The organism is Zhongshania sp., assembly GCF_047636175.1.
Classification (GTDB): domain Bacteria; phylum Pseudomonadota; class Gammaproteobacteria; order Pseudomonadales; family Spongiibacteraceae; genus Spongiibacter.
Genome location: NZ_JBLIKC010000027.1, coordinates 26417 through 44763, shown reverse-complemented (window position 1 = coordinate 44763; position 18347 = coordinate 26417). Strand labels below are relative to the sequence as shown.

15 protein-coding genes are annotated in these 18347 nt (G+C 48.8%); 9 read left to right on the top strand and 6 right to left on the bottom strand.

The window, feature by feature from the left end:
* Position 1: 1 nt before the first annotated feature.
* The 3 genes from ACI955_RS14755 to ACI955_RS14745 are packed head-to-tail and all read left to right on the top strand — an operon-like array spanning position 2 to position 3544.
* Positions 2-955 (top strand): DUF58 domain-containing protein, encoded by a 954-nt coding sequence (locus tag ACI955_RS14755; RefSeq protein ID WP_415244505.1) that lies wholly within the window; start codon positions 2-4, stop codon positions 953-955.
* Entirely contained in the window at positions 882-2972 is a 2091-nt protein-coding gene (locus tag ACI955_RS14750; protein ID WP_415244504.1) for a transglutaminase TgpA family protein, read from the top strand. Before ACI955_RS14755 ends, ACI955_RS14750 begins: the two co-directional genes overlap by 74 nt.
* A complete protein-coding gene (locus ACI955_RS14745; protein WP_415244518.1) occupies positions 2972-3544 on the top strand; it encodes a mechanosensitive ion channel family protein in 573 nt (190 codons plus the stop codon). Before ACI955_RS14750 ends, ACI955_RS14745 begins: the two co-directional genes overlap by 1 nt.
* A gap of 3 nt (positions 3545-3547) precedes the next feature.
* On the opposite strand, the gene ACI955_RS14740 is transcribed toward ACI955_RS14745, so the two are convergent.
* Positions 3548-4159 (bottom strand): TetR/AcrR family transcriptional regulator, encoded by a 612-nt coding sequence (locus ACI955_RS14740; protein WP_415244503.1) that lies wholly within the window; start codon positions 4157-4159, stop codon positions 3548-3550.
* 134 nt (positions 4160-4293) lie between these two features.
* Here ACI955_RS14740 and ACI955_RS14735 point away from each other — a divergent pair, with 134 nt between their 5' ends.
* The 4 genes from ACI955_RS14735 (at position 4294) to ACI955_RS14720 (ending at position 10211) form a co-directional block, all read left to right on the top strand.
* On the top strand, positions 4294-5361 hold the full coding sequence (locus ACI955_RS14735; RefSeq protein ID WP_415244502.1) for an efflux RND transporter periplasmic adaptor subunit: 1068 nt from the start codon (positions 4294-4296) through the stop codon (positions 5359-5361).
* Positions 5362-5367: 6 nt separating this feature from the next.
* Entirely contained in the window at positions 5368-8448 is a 3081-nt protein-coding gene (locus tag ACI955_RS14730) for an efflux RND transporter permease subunit (protein WP_415244501.1), read from the top strand.
* A gap of 232 nt (positions 8449-8680) precedes the next feature.
* Complete coding sequence (locus ACI955_RS14725; protein ID WP_415244500.1) at positions 8681-9037, top strand: YibL family ribosome-associated protein; 357 nt, start codon at positions 8681-8683, stop codon at positions 9035-9037.
* 388 nt (positions 9038-9425) lie between these two features.
* Positions 9426-10211 carry a CheR family methyltransferase gene (locus ACI955_RS14720; protein ID WP_415244499.1) on the top strand — a complete coding sequence of 262 codons (786 nt, stop codon included), beginning with the start codon at positions 9426-9428 and terminating at the stop codon, positions 10209-10211.
* A gap of 104 nt (positions 10212-10315) precedes the next feature.
* Here ACI955_RS14720 and acnB read toward each other — a convergent pair whose 3' ends face one another.
* A complete protein-coding gene (gene acnB, locus ACI955_RS14715) occupies positions 10316-12943 on the bottom strand; it encodes a bifunctional aconitate hydratase 2/2-methylisocitrate dehydratase (RefSeq protein ID WP_415244498.1) in 2628 nt (875 codons plus the stop codon).
* Positions 12944-13160: 217 nt separating this feature from the next.
* Here acnB and ACI955_RS14710 point away from each other — a divergent pair, with 217 nt between their 5' ends.
* Positions 13161-13619 (top strand): DUF1289 domain-containing protein, encoded by a 459-nt coding sequence (locus tag ACI955_RS14710; RefSeq protein WP_415244497.1) that lies wholly within the window; start codon positions 13161-13163, stop codon positions 13617-13619.
* Positions 13620-13727: 108 nt separating this feature from the next.
* Positions 13728-14336: a tRNA-(ms[2]io[6]A)-hydroxylase gene (locus ACI955_RS14705; RefSeq protein WP_415244496.1), complete on the top strand. Its 609-nt coding sequence runs from the start codon at positions 13728-13730 to the stop codon at positions 14334-14336.
* Between the two features lie 37 nt (positions 14337-14373).
* Here ACI955_RS14705 and ACI955_RS14700 read toward each other — a convergent pair whose 3' ends face one another.
* From ACI955_RS14700 to ACI955_RS14685, 4 genes are all read right to left on the bottom strand, one after another.
* A complete protein-coding gene (locus ACI955_RS14700; RefSeq protein WP_415244495.1) occupies positions 14374-14943 on the bottom strand; it encodes an ANTAR domain-containing response regulator in 570 nt (189 codons plus the stop codon).
* Between the two features lie 5 nt (positions 14944-14948).
* Positions 14949-16250, bottom strand: a complete 1302-nt coding sequence (locus ACI955_RS14695) for a CmpA/NrtA family ABC transporter substrate-binding protein (RefSeq protein WP_415244494.1) — start codon at positions 16248-16250, stop codon at positions 14949-14951.
* 858 nt (positions 16251-17108) lie between these two features.
* Positions 17109-17831, bottom strand: coding sequence for a UDP-2,3-diacylglucosamine diphosphatase (locus ACI955_RS14690; protein WP_415244493.1), 723 nt, complete (start codon positions 17829-17831; stop codon positions 17109-17111).
* A 7-nt stretch (positions 17832-17838) separates the two neighbouring features.
* The gene (locus tag ACI955_RS14685; RefSeq protein WP_415244492.1) at positions 17839-18333 is read right to left on the bottom strand and encodes a peptidylprolyl isomerase; all 495 of its coding nucleotides are present in this window, start codon (positions 18331-18333) and stop codon (positions 17839-17841) included.
* Positions 18334-18347: the final 14 nt, after the last annotated feature.

Below are 18347 nucleotides of genomic sequence, written 5' to 3'. Positions count from 1 at the left end.
TGTGGGTAAAATTAAAGTCTTTATTCGTGGTCGCTTTGACACTTGGTTGGAAAAACGAAGTCCTCCCTGTAGTAAATTGGTGCTGAATCAGCGCCGTATTTTTATTATTCCATCGCGCGCTGGGGCTGGATATCTATTGATGTTGCTGGGACTCCTGTTACTGGCGATAAACTATCAAAATAATCTTATTTTTGCGCTTACTTTTTGGCTCTTTAGCCTTCTCTTAGTAGCGATCCTTCATACTTACGCGAATTTATCTGGAATTACTTTACGAGCCGGCGCGGCGGAAGCGGTATTTGCCGGCCAGCCAGCTGCCTTTCATTTACATCTGGAAGCGGGGGCGCGTGATCGCCATCGCTTGTATTTAGGATTTACCGATCAAGCACCAGTGTCCTGTTCTCTGACCACGCAAGCCGGAGGGGCGGATGTGGTTTTAAAATATCCGACGCTAAAGCGTGGACCGCTGCGCCCAAGCCGAATGACGATTACCACCCGCTATCCACTGGGCATATTACGGTGCTGGGGCGCGCCTAAATTAGACTGGCACTGCCTAGTTTATCCGCAGCCAAAATTGCTGCGACCTCTGGTCAATAGTGTGGCGGAAGGTGAGGGTAGTATTCCCGATATCGCTCGGGATAGTGACGAGTTCAGTGGTTTTCAACGTTATCAGCCTGGACAGCCACCCAGACGTATTTTCTGGAAGGCTTACGCTAAGGGGCAAGCGCTGCAGAGTAAGCAGTTTGAGCAATCTCAGGCGGATGAATTAATATTGGCTTGGAATGAGCTCGACGGTTTAGATGCTGAGGATCGATTAAGCACTCTGTGTGCTTGGGCGCTGGATTGCAATGCACGCGGACTCTCCTTTGGTTTGCAGATACCTGGTGTCAACATTGCTGCGGCCAGCGGCGGAGATCAATTGCCGCGGGTCTTACGCGCACTGGCACAATACTCATGAAGTCGGCAACCAATATGGAGTGGTGGTCGTGAATGCTGCGGATAATCGTTACGCGGTAGTCTGGCTATTACTGGCGCAGTTGTTAGCGATACTACCCTTGATTGCAGTGTTGCCATTTTGGATTGTTTTGGTGTGGGCTGCGTCGGCGTGGTGGTATTGGCGCATTATTACAGTGGGCTGGGTTTTTCCAATTGTGGCAGTAAAGGGCGTGTTAGCCATTGCCTCGGTGGCTGGCGTTTATGCGTCATTTGGCTCGCTGTTTGCCATAGAAGCGATGGTCGCGATACTTGTTCTGGCGGTTATTTTAAAGTTGCTAGAGCTTAAAACTGATCGTGATCATTGGTTGGTGCTCATGCTCAGTTATTTTGTTGTCGCCTGTGGTTTATTGTTTTCGCAACAAATTATTGATGTGCTATTTACCTTATTGCAAATAGCGGTACTGTTGATTGCGCAGCAGACGATGAATCGCGACAAGGCACCAGCGACAACCCTGCTGCGATCTGTATGCGTGATGGCCCTGCAATCGCTGCCTCTAATGCTGCTGTTGTTTGTCATCTTTCCTCGCATTGGGCCACTGTGGACCATGCCATTGCCCAGTAGCCAAGGCATAACGGGAATGTCCGATTCACTGGAGTTTGGTGATATTGCAACTCTAAACCAGTCGAGTGCCTTGGCATTCCGAGTGCGCTTTGAGGGGGATCTGCCCAATCCTGAATCACTCTACTGGCGGGGTTTAGTGCTTGATCAATTTGACGGCCGGCGCTGGACACGAACGGCCTGGCCGGCGCGAAATAAAATTTCCTCTCCCAGCATTACTCAGGAGAGTATTCAGTATACCGTTACCCTAGAGTCGGCGCTGCACGAGTGGCTTTACGTTTTGCCGCTAGCAGCAGTGAAGAGAAGCGATATCTATTACACGGCCCAACATCAGTGGGTAAGTAAGCGGGCTATCAGCGGGCGAGTCGAGTATACGGCGAAGAGTTATGTTTCTGAGGCCTTAGCGGACAGTGACGGCAGTCAGCGTCAAAATTTACAGTTGGGCGGTAATTCGAATAACCCCAAAGCGCGCGCTTTGGCTGCTCAGTGGCAGCAAGAAATCTCCAGTCCCAGTGAACGAGTGGCGGCGGCAATCAGGTATTTTGAAACGACACCCTTTGAATACACGCTCACGCCAGCCATACTTGGAGAAAATAACGTCGATGAGTTTTTATTTATAACTCGACAAGGCTATTGCGAGCACTTTGCGGCTAGCTTTGTCTATTTAATGCGAGCGGCGGGTGTGCCTGCGCGTATTGTTGTGGGCTACCAAGGTGGTGAATTTAATCAGCGCGACAACTATTTACTGGTTCACCAGTCAGATGCACACGCGTGGGCAGAGGTGTGGTTTGAAGATCGTGGCTGGGTGCGGGTAGACCCGACAGCTACGGTTGCTCCAACACGTATTCGACTGGGTGCGGAAGCCTTATTAAGTGGTCAAAGCGGGTATCTGAATGGGTCGCCAATGTCGCTTCGCCGCTTTGAATGGGCGACACGCCTGCGCTACTTTGTCGATAATATGAATTACGCGTGGGCGCGCTGGGTGCTGAATTTTGACAGTGATGCTCAAACTAGTTTTCTGCGTGGAGTTTTAGGAGAGATCAGTCCTCAGCGCATGTTAATTGCTGTGATGCTAATGGGCGGTCTGCCCTTGGCGTTCGCTGCATTTTTTAGTTTGCGCTTGCCAAGTCGGCGGGGCGAGGATCTGGCGGCGCGCTACTATTTGCGAAGCTGTAGAGCCTTGGCACGGCGTGGGTTGAAACGTAAAGATGGCGAAACGCCAGAGGATTTTCTTAGCAGAGTTACAGTGGGACAGCCATGTTGGGCTGCGTGGTTGGAAATGCAAACGCGGCTCTTCACTGAGTGCAGCTATTATTCGCAGCAAAGTCCGAACTATAAGCAAAATTTACAAAATTTAAAACGTTATCAGCGCCCGCGTAAGTGGTTCCAAAAAAAGAGTAAGAGGGGATTGGCACATTGATTACCAAAGTTGTGATTGTCATTTTTTCAGTTGCATTGATGTTTTATTTGAATCGTATTGTTAATGGTGTGCTGGTTACCTTCGCCAAAAAAAATCGCATGTCGGCACTGCGGCTTGGTTACATGAGAAAAGCCGTAAATATTGGTTTTTTATTGTTGGGGTTTATATTGGTCTGCTTTGTAATCGGCTTAGGCTACCAGCAGGTCTTTATATTTCTATCATCATTTTTAGCGGTACTTGGTATCGCTTTGGTTGCACAGTGGTCAATTCTTAGCAATATTACCGCAGGTGTAATCATTTTTTTTGCATTTCCTTATCGTATTGGCGATCGCATTAAAGTGGTCGATAAAGATGACGATATAACCGGCCGAATTGTAGAGATTGCATTGTTTCATGTTCTAATTCGTCGAGATGATGGCAGTACAGTGACTTACCCTAACAGTATTATTCTACAAAAAGCCGTTATTAAGTTGACTGGGAATATCAGTAAAGAGGCTGAGATCAACACTGCTGAGCAGCAAAAGGAGGTCGCGGCGAAAATGCTTCCTAAAAGAGAAGACCCAGAGTGTTAGTCTTTAGCTTCGGTAAGCTTTATAAAACATTTGCGCGCAATGGCTGACGTATTCTTTCAGTTCGGTGTCAGATCGGTTCTTTTGTAAACCGAGTACGCTGCGAAATTGGGTTTCACAGACAATCATGGATATAAGTTGAGCCGCTGCGGTTTCAATATTTACTATGTTTAAGAGGCCTAACTTATTTTGTTCTGCAAGGTAGTTTGCAAGCTGAGAGCGAATTTTGCCCGGTCCCGCCTCCCAAAATAATTCACTCACTTCGGATCTTCCAGCTTCGGCGACGCAGACTCTAAACATACCAATAGCGTCTTCGCTAGTCAGTAGGGCCGACAGGTGCATACAAAAAGATACCAAGTACTCTTCGCAGTGCATCGAACGGTTTATTTTTCCTGGCGCCAGATCGTATTCGTCGCACTTGCCATCTATAGCGGCGGTGAATAACTGTTGTTTATTGCCGAAGTGACTATACACGGTTTGTTTAGATACGCCCGCTGATTTGGCGATTTCTTCCATGCTGACTTTTTCAAAGCCGCTGTTTATGAAGAGGGAGCCGGCGGCGTCGATGATCTGCTTGCGCTTTTCTTCACTTTTTATTCTGACGCGTTTTTCCTGCACGGTACTGTTTACCTTTGACTGTTCCGAGGGCGGTATATTGCCGATATGTAATACTAATTTAACTAAAATAGACTAGACAGTCCAGTATTGTTTATCTATATTTGAAGCAATCTAGAGTATACCGAGTATTTTTTATGCAACGATTTGTCGCCCAAGCCGTCTTCGTGATAGCCGCTTGCCTTATGCCACTCACTGCGCTGTCTGAAGTCGGTATCCAGAGCGTCAGTAGCACTGCCATCGAACGTCTGCCTACCTACCAAGCCCAGCGTGTATTTGCGGGGAGGGTTGTTGGTAGTCAGCGGGCTGATATTGGCTTTGAACTGGATGGTAAGGTTGCAAAAGTCACAGTTGAAGATGGCCAGCAGGTGAAGGCGGGTGACATTCTTGCGCGTCTTGATACGCGATCATTATATATTGAAAATTCAGAGCTGATTGCATCGCAGCGAGAAGTTAGCGCGCGGCTGGATCAGCTGGATAAAGATCTTATTCGCTTTAGCAACTTGCGTGAGAGCGGTTATGTTTCGGTGGGTCAGCTTGATGAGCTAACGTCTCGCCGTAGTGCCACGGCGGCGCAGCTGTCACAGGTTGATGCTCGCCTGCGAGGCGTGGCATTGCGAAATAAAAAATCGACGATGACAGCACCCTTTAGCGGCGAAGTGTCGACTCAGGGATTGGAGGAGGGGTTTTTAGTCAGTGCAGGGCAGCCACTTATGCAGTTAGTGGCTACTGGGGATGTCGAGGCGGTGTTTGGTATTTCTGACCGTTTAGGTAAAAGCCTTGTCTATGGTCAGGGCTTGGCTATTTCTGGCGATTTTGGTGAGTGGCCGGTATCAGTTATCTCTGTTACGCGGAATTTAGATTGGCGAACCCAGACTCGGACGGTGCGGGTGCAATTACCCGCCGAAGCGCCGGCGGTAGATGGCAACACAACCTATTTGCATTTGCCTGAAGAGCGCCACGTGGAGGGCTTTTGGGTTCCCTTGACGGCCTTATTAGAAGACGTGCGGGGAACTTGGGCGGTGTATTATCTCGCGGCCGCGGGTGATGATCTTTATCAGGTGAGGAAGCGCTCTATTCAGCCGGTTTACCAGTTTCAGGGTAGCGTCTATGTCGAAGGTGAGCTGCAAACAGGTGATCGCTTGGTGACGGCCGGGCTGCATAGGCTGTCGCCGGGGCTGCATGTCAGCCTGGCGGGTGAGTGATTAGATATGCTGTCTAAGATTCTGACTAACCCACGCATGGTGGCGCTTTTAACGGCGCTGATAATTGTTGCTGGTCTTGCCGCCGTGTCGAGTTTACCGCGGCTTGAAGATCCTCATATTGTTAATCGTCACGCTATATTGGTCACGCCCTTCCCTGGCGCCAGTGCTGAGCGGGTTGAAAGCCTGATTGCTGAACCCCTAGAGAATACCTTGCGGACTGTGCCTGAGGTGCTGCATATCACTTCCCACTCAAGTGGTGGGATGTCGTTGATTTCGGTGCACTTGGAAGATGCTGTCATGGCCGATGATAATGATCGGCTGTGGGCGGAGCTACGAGACAAGATTCAGCAAGCTGCGCGGGACCTCCCGGCTGGTGCGGGTGAGCCATACTTAGATACTGACCGGGGCTATGCCTTCACCTGGATTGGCGCATTGACCTGGCAGGGTAGCGGTCCCACTGATTTATTGCGTTTGGGACGCTATGCCGACGAGTTGGCTAATAGACTGCGAAATTTAGCGGGCACGGATATTGTCGAGGTGGTGGGGGCGCCAGATGAAGAGGTGCAAGTTAAAGTTGATGTTGTTAAGGCCGGGGCCGTGGGCTTGGATGTGCCCAGAATTGCGGCCTTATTGGCTAGCAGCGACGCTAAAACCGCCGCGGGTGAACTCAGTAACGATCAACAGCGCATTTCGCTGGAGTTAATTGGTGGCTTTGATGCGATTGAACGCATTCGGCGCACCCCCTTATTAACCTTGGCCGACGGCGGATCGCTGCAATTACAAGATATTGCACAGGTCTACCGCGGCGGTCCCGATGTCCCGCGAGATATGACGATAGTGAGCGGTGAGCGCGCTGTGGCGATCGGTTCGCGAATGCTGCCGCATATGCGTGGAGACCGCTGGACACTTGCATTGCAGGCGGAAGTCGCTGATTTCGCCCAAACCCTACCTGACGAAATCAAGCTCAATGAACTCTTTGTGCAAGAGCGCTATAACAATGTGCGCTTGGGTGATTTAATTAACAATATCTTGCTCGGTTTTGGCTTCATTTTTGTCATTTTATTATTTACTTTAGGTTGGCGATCCGCCGTGATTGTTGCGGTATCACTCCCATTGACGATGCTATTTTCCTTAGCCTGTATGCGCATGACCGATTTGCCTATTCATCAGATGTCGGTGACAGGTCTTATCGTTGCGCTGGGGATCATGGTCGACAACGCCATAGTGGTGACTGATACGGTAATGCGTTATCGCCGCGATGGGTTCTCCGCCATAGCGGCTGCGTCAAAGGCGCTGCGGCATCTTTGGATTCCCTTGCTCGGCTCTACACTGACCACGGTGTTAACGTTCATGCCGGTGGTGCTTATGCCGGGACCTGCAGGTGAATTTATCGGTCCATTAGCCACTACAGTGATATTTTCACTCCTTGGCTCATGGCTGATTTCGCTGTTCATTATCGCGCCGGTCGCTGGTAAGTGGTTAGCCAATAATCAAGCCAACGGCGTTGGTGCCCCGCGCCTAAATCGGGGGTTTCGTCGGTTATTAGCATGGGTATTACTCCGCCCGCGCCGGATGATGCTAGCGGCGTGCGTATTGCCAGTATTGGGCTTTGTCACTAGTCAAACTTTGCCTGAGCAGTTTTTCCCGCCCTCAGATCGGGACATGATAAACCTTGAACTCTATCTACCCGCTGGCAGCAGTATTGAACTTACCAAGCGCGCTACAGAGCAAGTGACTGAAGTGATCAATCGCCACCCTGAGATTACGTCCCTACACTGGTTTATTGGCCGCAATGCTCTATCTTTTTACTACAATATAATGAGTAGTAAGGATGGCGCTTCTAACTACGCGCAGACCATGATGAAAATGGTGGATTTTAAGGAGGCCAACCGTCTAATTGCTGTACTGCAGCGCGAGTTGGATGAGAGCTTCCCCGACTATCAGATTATCGTACAGCGCCTTGCTCAGGGCCCGCCTTCTAATGCGCCGGTTGAAATACGTTTGTATGGCAGCAGTTTGCCGCGCTTGAAGGCCATGGGGGACGAGTTGCGGCGTATCGCGCAGGAAACCGACGGCGTTGTTCACGTGCGAGACTCCCTCGGACAAGTGGTACCAAAAATCTCGTTTGATATTGATGAAAGTGAAGCTCAGCGAAGTCAGGTTGGCTTGACGGATATTTCATCTTTGTTGGCGGCGAGCGTCGATGGCGTAGTCACGAGTAGTATGTTGGATGGCACCCAGCAGCTACCTGTGCGGGTTTCGGGCGCGGGTGTAAAAACCACCAGTATCGATCGTTTAATGTCGTTCCCGCTGGTGTTACCAGCGGGGGGAAGACCCTTGTCGTCACTAGCAACGGTAGAGTTGCTGCCCGCACCGGCGCAGATTTCACGACGCGACGGTCAACGCGTCAATATGGTTGACATATTTATTAGAGACGATGTGCTTCCCTCTGAAGTACTGGATCGCATACGGGCGCGATTAGCGGCAGAAGAGTTTGATGTGCCCACGGGATACACCCTTGAAATTGGCGGGGAATCCGAAAATCGTAATGAGGCTGTTGGCAACTTAATGGGCAGTGTTGGTATTATTCTAGTGTTGCTTATTGTGACCGTGGTAATGGCATTTGACTCTTTCCGTTTGGCGGGTTTGGTATTTGCGGTGGCGATTCAATCTGCCGGTATGGGCATGCTCAGTTTGTGGCTTGGCCAATACCCTTTTGGTTTCACTGCCGTTATAGGCTTAATGGGTTTAATGGGCTTGGCGGTAAACGCGGCGATAGTTATTTTGACTGAATTGAAAGCGTCGCCATTGGCGATGACCGGGGACAGTGCAGAGATTGTTGACGTGGTATCGGTGTGCACTAAACATATCGGCTCGACAACGCTTACCACGGTAGCGGGGCTTATTCCTTTGATTTTATCCGGTGGCGGATTTTGGCCTCCCTTTGCAATTGTATTGGCAGGTGGCACCGTATTAACAACCATCTTGTCCTTGTTTTTCGTGCCCGCAGCGTTTTTGGTGTTAAGAAAACCCTATATTGCAAAATATTTGTCGCAGGCCCAAACGACCGTTCAGGAAGGTAAATGAGACTCTGCAATATATAAGGACAGCGCGTCGCTTGCTTCGTGGCGCCGCGCTGTTATTTCAACGGCGAATGCCGGTTTTAAGCGAAACTCAACAAACAAGTGCGGTTTACTGCCCTTGCTTGCTGAGTTTATGCCCGTTTATTTGGCGGATATTGCTATACTGCCGCCATGATAGAGGCGTGCCGATGATAGTCAGAAACACTGTCTTGGGTTAATGACGAATGAGAGTAGCAATGAACTTAAATAAAGATATTCAGCAGTTAAACAACAAGCTAGATATACTGCGACGTAAATTAGATGACGCCAAGGCGCGTGACGATCAAGGCTTGGTAAAGCAATTCAAGCGTGAACTGACGACGGTTAATAAAAAAATTGCCAGCATAAAAGGCATGCAGAGTCGCAGTAATTCAGCGCAGGGAGAGGCTTTAAACGCACTGTCATTTCATCGCGCTCTGAGTAAACTTGAACAAGCCGACATGGGCAAGTTTAAAAAATCAGTGCGCGGGTTAATTGTCGTTCATCCATTGACTACCCTGGGCAAAGAAATGGGTATTTCCGAGGTGACGGGCTACGCACCAAAGGCTTTTTAATCGAGCGCGTAGAGCGTTTGTAAATAGTATTTAGGGCTTATTTAGGGTTGAGCTCAGGGCTTAGTTCCAAGCTCGGTTTCGGGCTTAATGTCGGACTAGGCCTCGCTGGTCATCCACTTCGTACTCTAGCGTTTTTCGCTCTGAAAAACCTATGCGCCTGCCGCCGATCGCGACTATTTGCGCGGCGGCTTGCGAGCGAAATTCACTGTCACGCTCTTCAATCACAATAAGCCATACTCACGAGCGCAGTGCGCGCTGAGCCGTTTTTGCATAAGCGCCGCCGCAATAGTGAAAAGCGTTTGTCTTTTATCAGCGTCCGAAAATGTATTTACTAAGATGGGCTAACAAAGGTAGAGTTTATCGAGTTCTAGCTTAGAGTCACTATTCTATGTCTATTAAAAAACCGACACCGCTTCGATTACGGCCTACCGTAGGAGATGCCATTGGCACCACGGCGTTTTTTCGCAATAGGGTACTCAATGAAACGCTACTCAATGAATTGCTAATATCAGGGCGTAAGCACTATTCAATATTGTTTCATGCCTGCTCCATCGGTGCCGAAGTCTATAGTTTTTTAATTCAGTACTTGGCGGGCGGCTTTAACGAGCATTTTAGTCTTTCATGCTACGCAACTGACAAGCAGCAAGACTTTGTTACCTATGCTGATCACGCTCAGTTCCCCCAAGAAATCCTGCAGGGCTGTACTGAGGCAGAGCGGCAGTACTTTACAGTGCATGATGGCACCGTATCGCTGGAGAGCAGAGTGAAAAAAAACGTTGAATTTTTGCCTGCAGCTGACTTTGCCAACTTCGACAGTGAGCGCAGTTACGATGTGGTGGTGCTATTAAATGCGCTCGTATATGTAACCGCAGAGATGCAGGCCGAGGTATTTGATCGAGTGAGCAGCTATAACCTTGGCTGGATAGTCTCGTCTGGGTTTCACCAAGCAACGATTAAAAAAGATTTACAGCGTAACGGCTATTCTCCAGTTGAGACCGCGATGGAAGAGATTCATATGAGCTGGTCTGATCGGCTGCGAGAGAAACCGGTGCCGCAAGAGGCATTGCCGCCAAATATATTTACAGATTGGTCTTTGCCAGCGTTTAGCGAAGTGCCAGATTACAGATATCGCTACTGCGCCTTATTCAGCAAGGATGGGTCCTTGAATGTTTAAAGCGTCTTAAATAGGGATGCTGCTAAGCACTTACTGCGAGCTAAACCGCAGATGTAAAAAAGCCGCCTTATGGCGGCTTTCTCTAACAATAGTAAGTTAAAAACTTACATTGTTACCTCAGTAATTTCTACTGACGCAATACGCTTACCTTCTTCCGCACCTTTTTGGAAAGACGCAATCTGATCGAAGTTCATATAGCGATAAATCTCGCTAGACATCGCATCCAAATCTTTGCAATATTCCATATATTCAGCCGGCGTTGGCAGGCGGCCCAAGATCGCGCCAACCGATGCCAATTCAGCAGAGGTCAGGTAGACATTAGCGCCATTACCAAGACGGTTAGGGAAGTTGCGAGTCGAGGTAGACAGCACAGTAGCGCCGTCGGCAACACGCGCTTGGTTACCCATGCATAGTGAGCAACCTGGCATTTCGGTACGTGCACCAGCTGCGCCGAAGATGTTGTAGTAGCCTTCTTCCATCAGAGTGTGCTGATCCATCTTGGTCGGTGGCGATATCCACAGACGGGTATTCAGCGTCCCTTTGTTGGCGTCTAGCAGTTTACCAGCGGCGCGGAAGTGACCAATGTTGGTCATGCAGCTACCGATAAAGACTTCATCAACTTTGTCGCCGGCAACGTCAGACAGCAGTCTTGCATCGTCTGGATCGTTCGGGCAGCAAACAACAGGCTCTTTCAGTTGGTCGAGATCGATTTCGATGACGGCAGTGTAGTCAGCATCGGCGTCGCCTTCGAGCAGGCTTGGATTAGCTAGCCAAGCTTCCATATTGGCGGCGCGGCGCTCAATAGTCCGCTTGTCACCGTAGCCTTCGCTAACCATCCAGCGCAGAAGGGTGACATTAGAGCGTAGGTACTCGGAAATTTCTGGAATACTTTGCTTAATGGTGCAGCCAGCAGCAGAGCGCTCAGCTGAAGCATCAGATAATTCAAATGCCTGTTCAACAGTTAAACCAGCCAAACCTTCAATTTCGAGAATACGGCCAGAAAAGATATTTTTCTTACCCTTTTTAGCAACTGTTAGGTGACCCTCTTTGATCGCTTGGTAAGGTATAGCGTGAACCAAGTCGCGCAGGGTAATACCAGGCTGCATCTTGCCTTTAAAGCGAACCAGTACAGATTCAGGCATATCCAGCGGCATAACACCTGTGGCAGCAGCGAAAGCCACGAGACCTGAACCGGCCGGGAAAGAGATGCCCATCGGGAAGCGGGTGTGTGAATCACCACCAGTACCCACGGTGTCAGGCAGTAGCATACGGTTCAGCCAGCTGTGAATGATACCGTCGCCGGGGCGCAGTGAGACACCGCCACGGGTCATGATAAAGTCGGGCAGATTGTGTTGGGTATCGATATCGATTGGCTTGGGGTAAGCCGCAGTATGACAGAAAGACTGCATGGTCAGATCGGCAGAGAAACCGAGGCATGCCAAGTCCTTGAGTTCGTCGCGGGTCATCGGACCAGTGGTATCCTGTGAACCCACGGTGGTCATTCTTGGTTCGCAGTACGTGCCGGGGCGAATACCTTGGCCTTCTGGTAAACCACAGGCGCGACCCACCATTTTTTGTGCCAGGGTGTAGCCTTTGCCGGTATCGACGGGCTGTGCAGGCAGACGAAATAGGGTGGGCGCATCCAAGCCCAAAGATTCGCGCGCTTTAGAGGTCAGGCCGCGCCCGATAATCAGGTTGATACGGCCACCAGCGCGAACTTCGTCCAACAACACGGGTGATTTCAATTGGAAGGTGCTTAGGGTCTCACCCGTTTCAACATTTTTGATGATACCGTCATAAGGGCGGATTTCAATCACATCCCCCATATTCAGATCGTCAACAGGGGCTTCAAAAACCAGTGCGCCAGCATCTTCCATGGTGTTGTAGAAGATTGGAGCGACTTTACTGCCGATACATACGCCGCCGGAACGCTTATTGGGAACACCGGGCATATCGTCGCCGAAAAACCACAATACCGAGTTGGTGGCAGATTTACGTGAAGAGCCGGTGCCGACAACATCACCTACGAAGGAGATCGGGTGACCTTTCTTCTTGAGTTCGTCTATCAGGGTTAATGGGCCAACGCTGCCCTGGGTATCGGGTTTGATACCATCGCGTTCCATTTTAAACATTGCCAAGGCGTGCAATGGGATGTCGGGACGTGACCACGCATCAGGCGCGGGAGATAAGTCATCAGTATTGGTTTCGCCAGTGACTTTAAATACGGTGTTAACGATGCTTTCTGGTACTTCGGGGCGGTTGGTAAACCACTCGCCGTCGGCCCAGCTTTGAATAACTTCTTTGGCTAGCGCATTACCGGCTTTGGCTTTTTCTTCCACATCGTGGAAGGCGTCAAACATCAGCAAGGTGTGTTTGAGCTCTGTAGCGGCAAGTTCTGCTAAGTCAGCATGGTCTAGGAGGTCGACCAAGGTGATAATATTGTAGCCACCGTGCATATTGCCCAGTAGTTTGACGGCAAGTTCTTTGCTTATAAGCGGGCTGCTAGCTTCGTCTTTAACGACAGCGGCAAGGAATCCGGCTTTGACATAGGCGGCTTCGTCCACTCCAGGCGGTACACGGTTGGATATCAGGTCAACAAGTACTGTATCTTCGCCAGCGGGCGGAGTCTTCAGCAGCTCTATCAGACCTGCAACTTGTTCAGCGTTTAGTGGCTGGGGAACAATGCCTTGCGCGGCGCGTTCGGCGACGTGTTTCCGATATGCTTCTAGCACAGTGTAACTCCTCTTTTCAGTTTCGGTACCCGTATCCGCCGGGATCGCCGGGGCCGGGGTTATCGATGCTCATCATCGATGCGAAATAGTGGGTTGTGAGTATACTGAAAATCCCTACAGAGGTTAAGTGAATTACTACCCTTGCCAGCCCTTGTGGCGGTGGCTTATTCTTAAGTCCCCGATTTTGATCTGCATTTTGGAGTATCGTTTGGCCGCTATGAATTCTCGAGTTGTCACCCCGTGCACCGGCGTCTGCTCTACCGCTCTGGGCGATGATGTGTGCAGGGGGTGTAAACGCTACAGTCACGAGGTAATTAACTGGAATAGTTACTCTGATCAGCAAAAGCAGATTATTGACGAGCGCCTAGATGGTTTTCTGATTCAGGTGATGTCGAATAAACTGCGGGTTTGCGATGCTGACGTATTGCAGTGGCAATGCCAAACTCAAAGAGTGCGTTACCCAGTTCATAAAAACCCCTATATTTGGCTATTTCAGCTGCTTAGGGCCGGTGCTGGGCAGATTAGTGATACAGCCCAGTTTGGATTTGTAGTCGATGCGCAGTATCGTGATCTGCCTTTGTTACAGCTCAGGGATATTATCGACAAAGAGTTTTATTTACTCTCTGAGGCGCATTACCAGCGTTATATTGGTATGTATTTACGCAGCGAAGCTTGATTTCCACCCACTCCCCACGGCAATGTGCTTTATGACGACAAGCGGCTCAGATACTGGGGCTTAGTTTGTTATACTGCTTTTCGTTTTTCATTAGCCGGATGACTTTTCATGTCAGTAGATATTAGTGATATTTTAGCATTTTTACCCTGTGAGACCCCGCAGGCTTGGGTCGATGCTGCGCTTGCTCACCCAGAGGAAATGCTGATAGATCATGCCAATTGTGAAAAAAAAGCGGCGGGTACGGCCCTAAACTTAATATTTCGTTACGTGGATAAGCCAGAGTTACTCAGCCGAATGTCTAAGTTAGCGCGGGAAGAATTGCGTCATTTCGAACAGGTAATGGCGATTATGAAAAAACGCGGTATTGAGTATCGGTATCTGTCGTCAGCGCGTTATGCCAATAGTCTGCGGGCGGAGGCCAGAACGAGTGATCCGCATAAGCTTATCGATATTCTTATTATTGGCGCCTTAATTGAAGCGCGTTCTTGTGAGCGATTTGCCCGTATTGCGCCATTGCTAGATAGCGAATTAGGCGCGTTCTACACCTCATTATTAAAATCTGAGTCCCGGCATTTCAAAGATTATTTGAGTTTGGCTGAGCGCTACGCTACTGAAGATATCGCGCCTCGCATCGCGCTCTTCAAGCGTAAAGAGCAGCTTTTGATCGAAACCGAGGATGATATTTTTCGCTTTCACAGCGGCCCTTTAGCGGCATAAATCCCACGAATTTTGATTGGTAGCGGTGGGTTTATCATTAAATAAAAGACCCTGTATCCACTAGTTGACGCGAAACTTCGCTAATAGTCTGGCCCTGATGGTTGGCATTTTTACTCAGTAGATCGCTGGCCTGTTCATCAGTTAAACCATAGGTCTCGATAATGAATTTCTTAGCGCTATTTAACATCTGGCGGGCATCAACTTCTGGTTTGAGGGCGAGCACTTCTGCGCTTAAATGATCAATGCTATAAAAATAACTTAAGGTAATGTCGATTAGCGATTGCAATAAGCTATGTGGGATACCATCTACCGCGTAAATACTGATGCCCGCTTCTGCGGCAAGTCGATTAATACTTTCTGAGCGTTGGTTACCTAGCTCTATGACCGTGCAAGGGCTTCCCTTGTTAAGTTGTGCCAAGTGCTCCAGCGTGTCGCGGTTGGGTGAGTTGGTGTCTACTAAAATGATTTCTGGGTGTTCCTCGCCAACGAGTTGGTAGAGGTTAGTAGAGTGATTGTTGAGGTTAATGAGTTCGATACCCGCTCCAGCCAGAATTGGCTCAAGTTTTTTAGCCCGGCTATCGTCGATATCTATCAGTAATACTTTCATTTGAACTACTTGGTCTCTTTTGGACTGTTAAAAAGCCGTAACGCCGGAATATCTGCCTTGGATAGATTTTGTTGTTCTAGGTACTTAATGATGCCGCCCACGTGGATTACCTTACCATCTAAAAATTGATTCGGACCGATGTGTTGCGATTTTGTTAGCATATTTTTTTGGTGTAAATTGCCCTCTGTTTTTCTATCTATACTCGGACTTTCAAGTCCGATAGCGTCAGCGGCGATACGAAACAAAGAAGGCTTATACACAGCAGCGACGGTTTCTTCGATATTAATCGGCGTTGTGAGCTGTCCCCAGCGATACATTTGTGAAATAAACCACTCGCCGTGGTTAAGCCATGGGAAATTAGCGGAGTAGCGGTGGAATACGTGAAAATCCTCCACCTTTTCTGGTGGCTGTCCAAAGTGCTTAAGTGACAAGCCCATAAGGGATAGCGCAACGGTTTCTTCCGGTAGTGCTATATAAGATGCCTGACTAATTATTTTGGCGGTGGCCTTACGATTTTCTTTTTTGTCCAGCCAGATACAGCTTTTGATCAATGCCCTCAAAATGGCTTGGTGTGTTGCTGGATTTTTATTTGCCCAAATTTCGCTGACAGCAAATACTTTCTCTGGACTGTTATTCCACAGTTGGTACTTATTAGCGACCACATGCCCTAGCTTTTGTTGTACAGCTAAGGTGTTCCAGGGTTCGCCAACACAAAAGCCGTGAATATCGCCGTCGGCCATGGCGCTAACCATTTTTGGTGGTGGGATAACCACAATTTCGATATCACGGTCTGGATCAATGTTTGCACTCGCTAGCCAGTACCTCAGCTCATAGTTCTGGGTTGAGCAGGGGTGAACTAATCCAAAGCGCAGCCTTGGCCGCTTGCTGCGTTTGTGTTCTTCGATAACGCATTGAAGCGTTTGCGCTGCAATGACTGGGCTGAACTCGCTGCGGGGATCTACCGCAAACAGGTGTTCATAGAGGTCGTTATTAACGGTAATTGCATTACCGTTAAGATCCAGCACCATCGCACTGATCATGTCGATTTTGGGGCCGCCGACCCCGAGCCGGGATGCGACTGGAATGGAGGCGAGCATTTGCGCGCCGTCAAGAATACCTAGTCCAACTTTATCGCGTATGCCGGCCCAAGAGGATTCTCTTGATAGCGTGACGTTTAAACCTTCATTAAAGAAGTAGCCTTTTTCGTGGGCTATTACTAGGGGTGCGCAATCGGTAAGGGGAATAAACCCTAAGACGATATCAGTTTTTTCGGGTTTCAAGGTGTTCTTATTATTGATAGCGGCCATCTTGAACTCCTGTGGCTTTCAGTTGTATGTTTTGTGCGGACCCCGTGTTGACTTGGCCCTGTTCGGGGGCGGCGCTTATAGCAGAGATCTTTACGTATTCTGCTGCGCGGTAATGGTCTTTAAAGAGGTGGCCAAAAAAGCCAAAGATCTGGCCGCTTTGGCGGGGCGAGCGATAAATTCGCGATGCTATTTGATTCAGCTTTGATGTTCATAAGTTTAATTTGTTAATGGAGGCGTTTTAAGACCTCTTATATCTCAGTGGGTTCGTTTATAAGCAGCAGCTTTTCCTGCGTTGCAAAAGTTGGCTTCTTCACTAGAAATTGTAAATATCTAATGCTCTTTAAGAATTAAATTGCATACCGCTTTGTTAGGCGTTTAGGCGCTAGGTTTCCCGTTATAAGCCCCTGTTTTGATCGACGAACTCGATCCTTAATCATCATATTTGGTAATGGCTTGTATATAAGCACAATATAGGCCAAGTTTTGGGGACTATTGGCGTTGCGATTACCGCACCTTTCTTTGCCTTATAAGGCGTTGTGGTGACATTTAATGAGTGTCGTTTTTATATGTTAAGTACGTGCTAACAAAGATAAATTTATTGCAGTCAATGACGGACTTAACATGCAGTAGAGCTTTAAAAAGTCGCGATTTCTGCGGGTATTTCGGCGCAGTAAGTTCTACTAGCGGTCAAGTATACCGGGAGCGGCTATTTTTAAAGGTAATGGACAGGTTTTGGCGAGGTTTAAAGCATAGCCCTTACACTGCATTACAGCAGATTAAGTGGCTCATATTACCTTCCTGGGCGCGCACTAATTTGGTGCATTTGTACTTTTAATCGGGTGCCTAACGGGGCGATTCTTAAAGCGGTGTAGACTTCAATGATAGCTCGTTGCTTTCATCGCTTAGATACCAAGCTGCGCGGTCCCAGTCACCGAGTACAATACGTTCGGCCGATTGGTCGTTGATACTGAGCTGGTGCCGATAAGGCCTATGAGTGTGGCCATGGATGAGCCGAGTGCAGTGGTGTTCTTTAAGCGCGGCGATAACGGCAGTCGCGTTAACGTCCATAATGTCTTCGGCTTTATTACTGTTTGCCTCGCCGCTTACCGTGCGCAGGTGTTTAGCAATAGCGCGACGCTCTTCTAACGGCTTGCCAAGGGCGTCTTTTTGCCAGGCTGGATCGCGCGCCATCTTCCTAAACTGCATATATTCTTGGTCGTCAGTGCATAAACTGTCGCCATGCATTAACAAGGTTTGTTCACCACTTAGTGAAATAACAGTCGGGTCTGCAAGGAGTTTGGCGTCGACTTCTTTGCAAAATGCCTTGCCAACTAAAAAGTCTCGATTGCCATGCATAAAATACAGCAACACTCCGTGCTCAGTGAGAGCCTTGAGCTCGGATTTCACTGACGTGATTAAAGCTGAGCTGTCGTCATCACCGACCCAACTTTCAAAGAAATCACCGAGAATATAAAGTGCTTTGGCTTGCATTGCTTTGTTTTGAAGGAAATCGAAAAACGCCCGGGTGATATCCGGGCGCGTTTCATCCAGATGTAAGTCTGAAATAAAGAGAGTGGTCATGCTGATATCAGTCTACCCACACTGCTTTTTCGACGATCACATCTTCTGCTGGTACGTCCTGATGACCGCCTGCGCTGGTGGTTTTAACGGCTTTTATCGCGTTGACAGCATCGAGGCCATCTACGACTTTTGCGAACACCGCATAGCCCCAGCCTTGCGTAGTTTTGCTGCTGTGATTCAAGAAGTCATTGTTCTTGATATTGATAAAAAATTGCGCGCTGGCTGAATGCGGATCGCTGGTGCGGGCCATGGCCAATGTGCCAAGCTCATTTTTAAGGCCATTGTCAGCTTCGTTTTCAATCTGGTCGCGGGTCTCTTTTTGTTTCATGCCGGGCTCAAAACCGCCACCTTGAACCATAAAGCCGTCGATGACACGGTGGAAAATAGTGCCATCATAGTAGCCGTCGACTACATATTGTTTGAAGTTTTCGCAGGTCTTCGGAGCCTTTTCGAAGTCCAACTCAATTTTAATATCGCCGAAATTTGTAGTGAAGATAATCATTTACGCTGATCTCG

What these genes read in the sequence shown, in the direction of transcription:
- ACI955_RS14690 (WP_415244493.1), bottom strand. Translation starts at nt 17,831, where the DNA reads ATGACCACTCTCTTTATTTCAGACTTACATCTGGATGAAACGCGCCCG.
- ACI955_RS14695 (WP_415244494.1), bottom strand. Translation starts at nt 16,250, where the DNA reads ATGGCCGCTATCAATAATAAGAACACCTTGAAACCCGAAAAAACTGAT.
- ACI955_RS14685 (WP_415244492.1), bottom strand. Translation starts at nt 18,333, where the DNA reads ATGATTATCTTCACTACAAATTTCGGCGATATTAAAATTGAGTTGGAC.
- ACI955_RS14700 (WP_415244495.1), bottom strand. Translation starts at nt 14,943, where the DNA reads ATGAAAGTATTACTGATAGATATCGACGATAGCCGGGCTAAAAAACTT.
- ACI955_RS14730 (WP_415244501.1), top strand. Translation starts at nt 5,368, where the DNA reads ATGCTGTCTAAGATTCTGACTAACCCACGCATGGTGGCGCTTTTAACG.
- ACI955_RS14725 (WP_415244500.1), top strand. Translation starts at nt 8,681, where the DNA reads ATGAACTTAAATAAAGATATTCAGCAGTTAAACAACAAGCTAGATATA.
- ACI955_RS14735 (WP_415244502.1), top strand. Translation starts at nt 4,294, where the DNA reads ATGCAACGATTTGTCGCCCAAGCCGTCTTCGTGATAGCCGCTTGCCTT.
- ACI955_RS14720 (WP_415244499.1), top strand. Translation starts at nt 9,426, where the DNA reads ATGTCTATTAAAAAACCGACACCGCTTCGATTACGGCCTACCGTAGGA.
- ACI955_RS14705 (WP_415244496.1), top strand. Translation starts at nt 13,728, where the DNA reads ATGTCAGTAGATATTAGTGATATTTTAGCATTTTTACCCTGTGAGACC.
- ACI955_RS14710 (WP_415244497.1), top strand. Translation starts at nt 13,161, where the DNA reads ATGAATTCTCGAGTTGTCACCCCGTGCACCGGCGTCTGCTCTACCGCT.